Source organism: Nitrobacter sp. 62-23, assembly GCF_001897285.1.
Classification (GTDB): Bacteria; Pseudomonadota; Alphaproteobacteria; order Rhizobiales; family Xanthobacteraceae; genus Nitrobacter.
Genome location: NZ_MKSM01000119.1, coordinates 1 through 9,216, shown reverse-complemented (window position 1 = coordinate 9,216; position 9,216 = coordinate 1). Strand labels below are relative to the sequence as shown.

The following is a 9,216-nucleotide window of genomic DNA, read 5'->3' as shown; positions in this document are numbered from 1 at the left end:
TCGGCCACGTCGAGGTTGGTCTGCATCTGAATCATTGATGCACCTTGTCCTCTTTCTGATGCGCAAAATCGCGCTTAAGCGGTTTTCTTCTGTTCGCCCCGGACCACGGTCCAGCGCTTCAACTTCGAGATCGGCTTGCTCTCCTCGATCCACACCATGTCGCCCGGCTTGAACTCGTTGTTCTCGTCGTGCGCGTGATAGTTTTTCGAGCGGCGAATGGTCTTCTTGTAGAGCGGATGGGTGAAGCGGCGATCGACGCGCACCACAACCGTCTTGGCCTGCTTGTCGCTGACGACCACGCCCTGCAGCGTACGTTTCGGCATCTTAAAGTCCCTTATTTCTTCGCGTCGCGCTTCTGCGCGGCGATGGTCTTGATCCGTGCGATATCGCGGCGGGCTTCGCGCAAGCGCGAGGTATTCTCCAGCTGCCCGGTGGCGCGCTGGAAGCGAAGATTAAACCGCTCCTTCTTCAGACTGGCGATGGCATCGTCCATCTGGTCGGGGGTCATCGCGCGGATGTCGGCGGTCTTCATTGCGGCCATGTCGGTTACTCCGCGATGCGCGCGACGAAGCGCGTCTTGATCGGCAGCTTGGCGGCGGCAAGCGTCAGCGCTTCCTTCGCGGTCTGCGCGGCGACGCCGTCGATCTCGAACAGGACCCGGCCCGGCTTGACCCGCACCACCCACAACTCCGGTGCGCCCTTGCCCGAGCCCATGCGGACCTCGGCCGGCTTCTTCGAGACGGGGACATCCGGGAACACGCGGATCCAGACGCGGCCGGCGCGCTTCATGTGGCGCGTCAGCGCGCGCCGCGCGGCCTCGATCTGACGCGCCGTGATGCGCTCGGGTGCCATCGCCTTCAGGCCAAACTGGCCGAACGCCAGCGTCGCGCCCGACGAGGCGACGCCGTGGATGCGGCCCTTGTGCGCCTTCCGGAATTTGGTCTTCTTCGGTTGCATCATGGCTTACGCCCTCAAACCTTCTCTTTGCGCATGACCTGGTCCGAAAACCGGTGAGCTCTTTTCGGGATCATGCTGTCGTTCAGGCCGCGTCGCGGCGCGGACGGTTGTCGTCGCCGGCCAGGCGCTTGTCCTGGGCCATCGGATCATGCTCGAGGATTTCGCCCTTGAAGATCCAGACCTTGACGCCGCAGGTGCCGAACGTCGTGAACGCCGTGGCGACGCCGTAATCGACATCAGCGCGCAACGTGTGGAGCGGCACGCGGCCTTCGCGATACCACTCCATGCGAGCGATTTCGGCACCGCCGAGGCGGCCCGAGCAGTTGATGCGGATGCCCTCGGCGCCAAGACGCATTGCCGATTGCACGGCCCGCTTCATCGCGCGGCGGAACGCGACGCGGCGCTCAAGCTGCTGCGCGATCGACTCGGCGACCAGCGTGGCGTCAAGCTCCGGCTTGCGAATCTCGACGATGTTGATGACGACGTCCGACGAGGTGATGTCGGCGACTCTCTTGCGAAGCTTGTCGATATCGGCGCCCTTCTTGCCGATCACGACGCCGGGGCGCGCCGAATGGATCGTCACGCGGCACTTCTTGTGCGGACGCTCGATCACGATGCGCGCCACGGCCGCCTGCTTGAGCTCCTTGTGCAGAAGCTCGCGGATCTTGACGTCCTCATGCAGCAGCTTGCCGTACTCGCCTTTGCCGGCATACCAACGGGAATCCCAGGTCCGGTTGATGCCAAGACGCAGCCCGATCGGATTGATCTTTTGACCCATCGTTTTCTCCTGCGCCTCTCTAAGCGCTCGCCTCGGCCTCGACCTGACGCACTATGATCGTCAGTTGCGAGAACGGTTTATAGATACGGCCCGAGCGGCCCCGGCCGCGCGGTGCGAAACGCTTCATCACCATGCCGTTGCCGACAAACGCCTGCGACACGACGAGATCGTCGACATCGAGGTCGTGATTGTTTTCGGCGTTGGCAATCGCCGACTCCAGGCACTTCTTCACGTCGCCCGCAATCCGCTTGCGCGAAAACTGCAGGTCAGCAAGCGCCGCCGACGCCTTGCGGCCGCGGATCAGCTGCGCAACCAGGTTAAGCTTCTGCGGGCTCACCCGAAGCATCCGGGCGACCGCCTTGGCCTCGTTTTCCGGGAGGCTCCGTTCGCGCTTGGGCTTGCTCATGGCTTCGTCCTACTTCTTGGCTTTCTTGTCGCCCGAATGGCCATGGAAGGTCCGCGTCGGCGAGAACTCGCCGAACTTGTGACCGACCATCTCCTCATTGACCGACACCGGCACATGCTTCTGGCCGTTGTAGACGCCGAACACCAGCCCGACGAACTGCGGCAGGATGGTGGAGCGGCGGCTCCAGATCTTGATGACGTCGTGACGGCCGCTCGCGCGCGCGGCATCCGCCTTCTTGAGCAGCGAGCCTTCGACGAACGGGCCTTTCCAGACTGAACGAACCATGTCCGGCGATCCTTACTTCTTCTTCCGCTTGTGGCGGCTGATGAGAATGAACTTGGTGGTCGACTTGTTGGAGCGGGTCTTCTTGCCCTTGGTCGGCTTGCCCCAGGGCGTCACCGGGTGCCGGCCGCCCGAGGTGCGGCCTTCGCCGCCACCATGCGGGTGATCGATCGGGTTCATGACCACGCCGCGGTTGTGCGGGCGGCGGCCCATCCAGCGGGTACGGCCCGCCTTGCCGATCGAGGTATTCATGTGGTCCGGATTCGAGACCGCGCCGATGGCGCCGCGGCAGCGGCCGTGCACCAGGCGTTGCTCGCCCGAATTCAGGCGAAGGATGACGTAGTCCTGGTCGCGGCCGACGATCTGGGCATAGGTGCCGGCGGAGCGCGCAAGCTGCCCGCCCTTGCCGATCTTCATCTCGACGTTGTGAACAATCGTGCCGACGGGCATGTTGCCGAGCGGCATGACATTGCCCGGCTTGACGTCGACATAGTTGCCGGCGACGACGGTGTCCCCGGCTGCCAGACGCTGCGGCGCGAGAATATAAGCCAGCTCGCCGTCCTGATACTTGATCAGCGCGATGAACGCAGTGCGGTTCGGATCGTATTCCAGCCGCTCGACGATCGCCGGCACGTCCACCTTCCCGCGCTTGAAATCGACGTTGCGGTAGGCCTGCTTGTGGCCGCCGCCACGAAACCGCACGGTGATGCGACCGGTGTTGTTGCGGCCGCCCTTGGCGCGCTTGCCTTCGGTGAGCGTCTTGACCGGCTTGCCCTTGTAGAGGGCCGAACGATCGACCGTCACCAGCTGGCGCTGGCCCGGCGTCGTGGGATTGAATGTTTTAAGTGCCATTATCTATCGCCTTAAAGCCGTTTTGCGCCTCAGAGTCCGGTGGTGACGTCGATGCGGTGGCCCTCTTCGAGGGTCACAACTGCGCGCTTGCTGTCCGACTGCGAACCCAGGCTGCCGCGGAAGACCTTGGTCTTGCCCTTGCGCAACAGCGTGTTCACGCTCCTGACCTTGACGTCGAACAGCTTCTCGACTGCTTCCTTGATCTGCGGCTTGGTCGCCTTGCGCGCCACCTTGAACACGACCTTGTTGTGCTCGGAGGCTATGGTCGCCTTTTCGGTAATGACCGGTGCGACGATCACGTCGTAATGCTTCGCATCGATTGTCATTTGAAGCGCGCCTCCAGCGCATCGACCGCCGCCTTGGTCAGCACCAGCTTCTGACGGCGCAGAATGTCGTAGACGTTGATGCCCTGGATCGGCAGCACGTCGATGTTCGGAATGTTGCGCGCGGCCGTGGCGAGCCCCGCATGAACCTGGGCGCCGTCCACGATCAGCGCGCTGGTCAGGCCGAGGCCGGAAAAGTGCCCCAACAGCGCCTTGGTCTTGGCCTCCTTCAGCTCGGCGCTGTCGATGACGATCAGACCGCCGTCCTTGGCCTTTGCCGACAGCGCATGGCGCAGCGCCAGCGCGCGCACCTTCTTCGGCAGATCGTGCGCATGGCTGCGAACGACCGGACCGAACGCGCGCCCGCCGCCGCGAAACTGCGAGACGCGGGCGGAGCCGTGACGGGCATTGCCGGTGCCCTTCTGCTTGAACATCTTCTTGCCGGTGCGCCAGATTTCCGCGCGGCCCTTGGCCTTGTGGGTGCCGGCCTGTCGCTTGGCGAGCTGCCAGTTGACGCAGCGCTGGATCAGGTCCTTGCGCGGCTCAAGGCCAAAGATTCCGTCCGAAAGCTGAACCGAGCCCGCAGCCTTGCCTTCGAGGGTGGTGACGTTCAGTTCCATGTTATGCACCCTCCTTCTCGGCCGGGGCCTCCGCCGGGACCTTGTCATCGCCCGCAGCCTGCGCGCCGCCACCCGCTACCTTGAACTTGCCGGGCTTCGGCGCTTCCTTCGGCAACGGCTTCTTGACCGCGTCACGCACCGCGATCCAGCCACCCTTGGAGCCCGGAACGGCGCCCTCGACCAGGATCAGCCCGCGCTCCACGTCGGTCGAGACGACGCGCAGGTTGAGCGTGGTGATGCGATCGACACCCATATGACCAGGCATCTTCTTGTTCTTGAATGTCTTGCCCGGGTCCTGGCGTCCGCCGGTCGAACCGATCGAACGATGCGAGATCGACACGCCGTGAGTGGCGCGCAGACCGCCGAAGTTCCAGCGCTTCATGCCGCCGGCGAAGCCCTTGCCGACCGAGGTGCCGGTGACATCGACGAACTGGCCGACCACGAAATGGTCCGCCTGAATTTCAGCGCCAACCGGAATCAGCGAATCCTCAGACACGCGGAATTCGGCGACCTTGCGCTTCGGCTCGACCTTGGCGACCGCGAACTGCCCGCGCTCCGCTTTCGGCAGATAGACCGTCTTGCGCACGCCCGAGCCGAGCTGCAACGCGACGTAGCCGTTCTTCTCGCTGGTCCGGTGACCCAACACCTGACAATTGCTCAGCTTCAGCACGGTCACAGGGACATGCTCGCCGGTCTCCGTGAAGACCCGCGTCATCCCGACCTTTTGTGCGATCACTCCGGAGCGCATCGGCGTGCTTCCTGTTCTTTCTGTCCGCTAACGTTCGGACTGTTCCCAAACTTCGTTTCGTCTTCAGCGCGCCCCGCCAAAACGGGGCTGCCGCGTCAGAGCTTGATCTCGACGTCGACACCCGCGGCCAGATCGAGCTTCATCAAGGCATCGACCGTTTGCGGGGTCGGATCGACGATGTCGAGAAGGCGCTTGTGCGTGCGCATCTCGAACTGCTCGCGGCTCTTCTTGTCGACATGCGGCGAACGGTTGACCGTGAACTTCTCGATCCGGGTCGGCAGCGGGATCGGTCCGCGGACCTGCGCGCCGGTGCGTTTCGCGGTGTTCACGATCTCGCGGGTCGACGTATCGAGAATCCGATGGTCGAACGCCTTGAGACGGATGCGAATATTTTGGCCGTTCATCTGCTTATCTCTTTCGACTGTCATCACCTGCGAATGCAGGTAATCCAGCAAACACTAGCGCCTCTGTTCATACGCGACGTCGCGGAATACTGGGTCCCCCGCTTTCGCGGGGGACGACAGTCAGTGTGTGTTACTCGATAATGCTCGCCACCACGCCCGCGCCGACGGTGCGTCCGCCCTCGCGGATGGCGAAGCGCAGCTTCTCCTCCATCGCGATCGGCACGATCAGGTGCACTTCCATCGCGACGTTGTCGCCCGGCATCACCATCTCGGTGCCGGCCGGAAGATGAACCACGCCGGTCACGTCCGTGGTGCGGAAGTAGAACTGAGGCCGGTAGTTGGTGAAGAACGGCGTGTGGCGGCCGCCTTCCTCCTTGGTCAGGATGTAGGCTTCAGCCTTGAACTTGGTGTGCGGCTTCACCGAGCCCGGCTTGCACAGGACCTGACCGCGCTCCACTTCCTCGCGCTTGGTGCCTCGCAACAGCGCGCCGATGTTGTCACCCGCCTGACCCTGGTCGAGCAGCTTGCGGAACATCTCGACGCCGGTCACCGTGGTCTTCTGCGTCGGGCGGATGCCGACGATCTCGATTTCCTCGCCGACCTTGATCACACCGCGCTCCACGCGTCCCGTCACCACCGTGCCGCGGCCCGAGATCGAGAACACGTCCTCGACCGGCATCAGGAACGGCTGATCGATCGGACGCTCCGGCTGCGGAATGTACTCGTCGACGTTGCGCATCAATTCCAGAATCGCGTCATGCCCGAGCTTGGGGTCGGAGTTTTCCAGCGCCGCCAGCGCCGAACCCTTGACGATCGGGATCTTGTCGCCGGGGAATTCGTACTTCGACAACAGCTCGCGGACCTCCAGCTCGACGAGTTCGAGCAGCTCCGGATCGTCGACCATGTCGCACTTGTTCAAAAACACCACCAGTGCCGGAACGCCGACCTGGCGCGCCAGAAGGATGTGCTCGCGAGTCTGCGGCATCGGGCCATCCGCCGCCGAGACCACCAGAATCGCGCCGTCCATCTGCGCAGCGCCCGTGATCATGTTCTTCACGTAGTCGGCGTGGCCCGGACAGTCGACGTGGGCATAGTGGCGGTTCGCCGTCTCATATTCGACGTGCGCCGTCGAGATCGTGATGCCGCGCGCCTTTTCTTCCGGCGCCTTGTCGATCTGATCGTAGGCCGTGAACGTCGCCCCGCCCGTCTCCGCAAGAACCTTCGTGATCGCAGCCGTCAACGACGTCTTGCCGTGGTCAACGTGACCGATCGTCCCGATGTTGCAATGCGGCTTGTTACGTTCAAACTTCGCTTTGGCCATTTGACTCTCCGTTCAGTCGTTGACTGTCGCCAGCGACAATCAGGCAAATTTCTTCTGGACTTCAGCCGACACGTTCGCCGGCGCTTCAGCATAATGATCGAATTGCATCGTGAAGGTCGCGCGCCCCTGGCTCATCGAGCGCAGGTTGTTCACGTAACCGAACATGTTCATAAGCGGCACCATCGCGTTGATAACGTTGGCGTTGCCGCGCATGTCCTGACCCTGGATCTGGCCGCGCCGCGAATTGAGATCGCCAATGACCGATCCGGTGTAGTCTTCCGGCGTCACCACCTCGACCTTCATGATCGGTTCGAGCAGCACCGATTTGCCCTTCTGCAACGCCTCGCGGAAGCAGGCGCGGGTCGCGATTTCGAACGCCAGCGCAGACGAGTCGACGTCGTGGAACTTGCCGTCGATGAGCTGCACCTTGACGTCGACCACGGGGAAGCCCGCGACCACGCCGGAGGAGAGCACGCTCTCGATGCCCTTCTCGACGCCGGGGATGTATTCCTTGGGCACCGCGCCGCCGACGATCTTCGACTCGAACTCGTAGCCTTTGCCGGGCTCGCTCGGCTCGACGATCAGCGTGACGGCGGCGAACTGGCCGGTGCCGCCGGTCTGCTTCTTGTGGGTGTAGCTGTGCTCGACGCGCTTGGTGACGCGCTCGCGGAACGCCACCTGCGGCGCGCCGATGTTGGCGTCCACCTTGTAGGTGCGCTTGAGGATATCGACCTTGATGTCGAGATGGAGCTCGCCCATGCCCTTGAGGATGGTCTGCCCGGACTCCTGATCGGTGGAGACGCGGAACGATGGATCCTCCGCCGCGAGCTTCGCCAGCGCGACGCCGAGCTTTTCCTGGTCGGCCTTGGATTTCGGCTCGATCGCGATCTCGATCACCGGATCGGGGAATTCCATCTTTTCCAGAATCACCGGATGGGCCGGATCGCACAGCGTATCGCCGGTGCGCGCTTCCTTCAGGCCGGCCAGCGCGACGATGTCGCCGGCATAGGCCTCCTTGATGTCCTCGCGATTGTTCGCATGCATCAGCAGCATGCGGCCGATGCGCTCCTTCTTCTCGCGCGTCGAATTGATCACGCCGGTGCCGCTCTGGAGAACGCCGGAATAGATGCGGCAGAAGGTGATGGTGCCGACGAACGGGTCGTCCATGATCTTGAACGCCAAGAGCGCCATCGGCTCCTTGTCGTCGGCATGGCGGACGACCTCGTTGCCCCTGTCGTCGACGCCCTTGATCGCGGGCACATCGAGCGGCGACGGCAGATAGGCGACCACAGCATCAAGCAGCGGCTGCACGCCCTTGTTCTTGAAGGACGTGCCACACAGCACGGGATAGAACGCGCCGGTGATGACGGCCTTGCGGATCAGCCTCTTCAGGGTGGCTTCATCCGGCTCGGTGCCGTCGAGGTAGGCGGCCATGGCGTCGTCGTCGAGTTCGACGGCGGCCTCCACCAGCTTCTCGCGATACTCTTTCGCTTTGTCGGCGAGATCAGCAGGAATCTCCTCGACATCGTACATCGAGCCGAGCGTGTCCTGATTGTAGACCAAAGCCTTCATGCGGACGAGGTCGACCATGCCCTTGAAGTTGTTCTCCGAGCCGATCGGAAGCTGCAACGCCACGGGGCGCGCGCCGAGCCGATCAACGATATCGGCCATGCACTTGTAGAAGTCGGCGCCGGTCTTATCCATCTTGTTGCAGAAGACGATGCGCGGCACCTTGTACTTGTCGCCCTGGCGCCAGACGGTTTCGGTCTGCGGTTCGACACCCTGGTTGGAGTCGAGCACGCACACGGCGCCGTCGAGCACCCGCAAGGAGCGCTCCACCTCGATGGTGAAATCGACGTGGCCGGGGGTATCGATGATGTTCAGACGCTTGCCATCCCAGAACGCGGTGGTCGCGGCGGAGGTGATGGTAATGCCGCGCTCCTGCTCCTGCGCCATCCAGTCCATCGTCGCGGCACCTTCGTGCACTTCGCCGATCTTGTGGCTCTTGCCGGTGTAATAGAGGATACGCTCGGTCGTAGTGGTCTTGCCGGCGTCGATATGCGCCATGATACCGAAATTACGGTAATCCTCGATAGCATGTTGGCGGGGCATGGAGCTGTCCTTGAATTCCTGTTGTCGCCGTTACCAGCGATAGTGCGAGAACGCGCGGTTGGCTTCGGCCATCTTGTGCACGTCTTCACGCTTCTTGACTGCGCTGCCCCGGTTGTTCGACGCATCGAGCAGTTCGGCCGAGAGCCGCTCCGTCATCGTCTTTTCATTGCGTCCCCGCGCGGCCGCGATCAGCCAGCGGATGCCGAGCGCCTGACGTCGGGTCGAGCGGACTTCCACCGGCACCTGATAGGTAGCGCCGCCGACGCGGCGCGACCGCACTTCGATGGTCGGCATGACGTTTTCGAGCGCCTGTTCGAACACCGGGAGCGGCCCCTGCTTGGTCTTGGCCTCGATCAGGTCGAGCGCGCCATAGACGATGCTTTCGGCGACCGACTTCTTCCCGGCATACATCA

The 9,216-nt window shown here is 63.1% G+C and carries 14 protein-coding genes; all 14 read right to left on the bottom strand.

What is annotated here, in order from left to right; all coding sequences use genetic code 11:
- Window positions 1-74 precede the first annotated feature (74 nt).
- The 14 genes from rpsQ to rpsG all read right to left on the bottom strand — a co-directional run bounded on the left by rpsQ (window position 75) and on the right by rpsG (window position 9,214).
- Window positions 75-323, bottom strand: coding sequence for a 30S ribosomal protein S17 (gene rpsQ, locus BGO16_RS13615; protein WP_011510063.1), 249 nt, complete (start codon window positions 321-323; stop codon window positions 75-77).
- Between the two features lie 11 nt (window positions 324-334).
- Entirely contained in the window at window positions 335-541 is a 207-nt protein-coding gene (gene rpmC, locus BGO16_RS13610; protein ID WP_292619260.1) for a 50S ribosomal protein L29, read from the bottom strand.
- A gap of 5 nt (window positions 542-546) precedes the next feature.
- Complete coding sequence (rplP, locus tag BGO16_RS13605; RefSeq protein ID WP_079446333.1) at window positions 547-960, bottom strand: 50S ribosomal protein L16; 414 nt, start codon at window positions 958-960, stop codon at window positions 547-549.
- A gap of 79 nt (window positions 961-1,039) precedes the next feature.
- A complete protein-coding gene (gene rpsC / locus BGO16_RS13600; protein ID WP_292619259.1) occupies window positions 1,040-1,735 on the bottom strand; it encodes a 30S ribosomal protein S3 in 696 nt (231 codons plus the stop codon).
- A gap of 19 nt (window positions 1,736-1,754) precedes the next feature.
- Window positions 1,755-2,141 carry a 50S ribosomal protein L22 gene (rplV, locus tag BGO16_RS13595; RefSeq protein WP_292619258.1) on the bottom strand — a complete coding sequence of 129 codons (387 nt, stop codon included), beginning with the start codon at window positions 2,139-2,141 and terminating at the stop codon, window positions 1,755-1,757.
- Window positions 2,142-2,150: 9 nt separating this feature from the next.
- Window positions 2,151-2,426: a 30S ribosomal protein S19 gene (rpsS, locus tag BGO16_RS13590; protein ID WP_292619257.1), complete on the bottom strand. Its 276-nt coding sequence runs from the start codon at window positions 2,424-2,426 to the stop codon at window positions 2,151-2,153.
- Window positions 2,427-2,438: 12 nt separating this feature from the next.
- The gene (gene rplB, locus BGO16_RS13585) at window positions 2,439-3,275 is read right to left on the bottom strand and encodes a 50S ribosomal protein L2 (RefSeq protein ID WP_292619256.1); all 837 of its coding nucleotides are present in this window, start codon (window positions 3,273-3,275) and stop codon (window positions 2,439-2,441) included.
- Between the two features lie 29 nt (window positions 3,276-3,304).
- A complete protein-coding gene (locus BGO16_RS13580; protein WP_292619255.1) occupies window positions 3,305-3,601 on the bottom strand; it encodes a 50S ribosomal protein L23 in 297 nt (98 codons plus the stop codon).
- Window positions 3,598-4,218 carry a 50S ribosomal protein L4 gene (gene rplD, locus BGO16_RS13575; RefSeq protein ID WP_292619254.1) on the bottom strand — a complete coding sequence of 207 codons (621 nt, stop codon included), beginning with the start codon at window positions 4,216-4,218 and terminating at the stop codon, window positions 3,598-3,600. Before rplD ends, BGO16_RS13580 begins: the two co-directional genes overlap by 4 nt.
- Window position 4,219: 1 nt before the next feature.
- Complete coding sequence (gene rplC / locus BGO16_RS13570; protein WP_292619253.1) at window positions 4,220-4,966, bottom strand: 50S ribosomal protein L3; 747 nt, start codon at window positions 4,964-4,966, stop codon at window positions 4,220-4,222.
- Between the two features lie 95 nt (window positions 4,967-5,061).
- Window positions 5,062-5,370, bottom strand: coding sequence for a 30S ribosomal protein S10 (rpsJ, locus tag BGO16_RS13565; protein ID WP_002712302.1), 309 nt, complete (start codon window positions 5,368-5,370; stop codon window positions 5,062-5,064).
- 130 nt (window positions 5,371-5,500) lie between these two features.
- The gene (gene tuf / locus BGO16_RS13560) at window positions 5,501-6,691 is read right to left on the bottom strand and encodes an elongation factor Tu (RefSeq protein WP_292619252.1); all 1,191 of its coding nucleotides are present in this window, start codon (window positions 6,689-6,691) and stop codon (window positions 5,501-5,503) included.
- Window positions 6,692-6,730: 39 nt separating this feature from the next.
- A complete protein-coding gene (gene fusA, locus BGO16_RS13555; RefSeq protein WP_292619251.1) occupies window positions 6,731-8,803 on the bottom strand; it encodes an elongation factor G in 2,073 nt (690 codons plus the stop codon).
- A 30-nt stretch (window positions 8,804-8,833) separates the two neighbouring features.
- A complete protein-coding gene (gene rpsG, locus BGO16_RS13550) occupies window positions 8,834-9,214 on the bottom strand; it encodes a 30S ribosomal protein S7 (RefSeq protein ID WP_292619250.1) in 381 nt (126 codons plus the stop codon).
- Window positions 9,215-9,216: the final 2 nt, after the last annotated feature.

Excerpts from the sequence above, each read along its gene's own strand:
- rpsQ (WP_011510063.1), bottom strand. The coding sequence starts at position 323 with ATGCCGAAACGTACGCTGCAGGGCGTGGTCGTCAGCGACAAGCAGGCC.
- rpmC (WP_292619260.1), bottom strand. The coding sequence starts at position 541 with ATGGCCGCAATGAAGACCGCCGACATCCGCGCGATGACCCCCGACCAG.
- rplP (WP_079446333.1), bottom strand. The coding sequence starts at position 960 with ATGATGCAACCGAAGAAGACCAAATTCCGGAAGGCGCACAAGGGCCGC.
- rpsC (WP_292619259.1), bottom strand. The coding sequence starts at position 1,735 with ATGGGTCAAAAGATCAATCCGATCGGGCTGCGTCTTGGCATCAACCGG.
- rplV (WP_292619258.1), bottom strand. The coding sequence starts at position 2,141 with ATGAGCAAGCCCAAGCGCGAACGGAGCCTCCCGGAAAACGAGGCCAAG.
- rpsS (WP_292619257.1), bottom strand. The coding sequence starts at position 2,426 with ATGGTTCGTTCAGTCTGGAAAGGCCCGTTCGTCGAAGGCTCGCTGCTC.
- rplB (WP_292619256.1), bottom strand. The coding sequence starts at position 3,275 with ATGGCACTTAAAACATTCAATCCCACGACGCCGGGCCAGCGCCAGCTG.
- BGO16_RS13580 (WP_292619255.1), bottom strand. The coding sequence starts at position 3,601 with ATGACAATCGATGCGAAGCATTACGACGTGATCGTCGCACCGGTCATT.
- rplD (WP_292619254.1), bottom strand. The coding sequence starts at position 4,218 with ATGGAACTGAACGTCACCACCCTCGAAGGCAAGGCTGCGGGCTCGGTT.
- rplC (WP_292619253.1), bottom strand. The coding sequence starts at position 4,966 with ATGCGCTCCGGAGTGATCGCACAAAAGGTCGGGATGACGCGGGTCTTC.
- rpsJ (WP_002712302.1), bottom strand. The coding sequence starts at position 5,370 with ATGAACGGCCAAAATATTCGCATCCGTCTCAAGGCGTTCGACCATCGG.
- tuf (WP_292619252.1), bottom strand. The coding sequence starts at position 6,691 with ATGGCCAAAGCGAAGTTTGAACGTAACAAGCCGCATTGCAACATCGGG.
- fusA (WP_292619251.1), bottom strand. The coding sequence starts at position 8,803 with ATGCCCCGCCAACATGCTATCGAGGATTACCGTAATTTCGGTATCATG.
- rpsG (WP_292619250.1), bottom strand. The coding sequence starts at position 9,214 with ATGTATGCCGGGAAGAAGTCGGTCGCCGAAAGCATCGTCTATGGCGCG.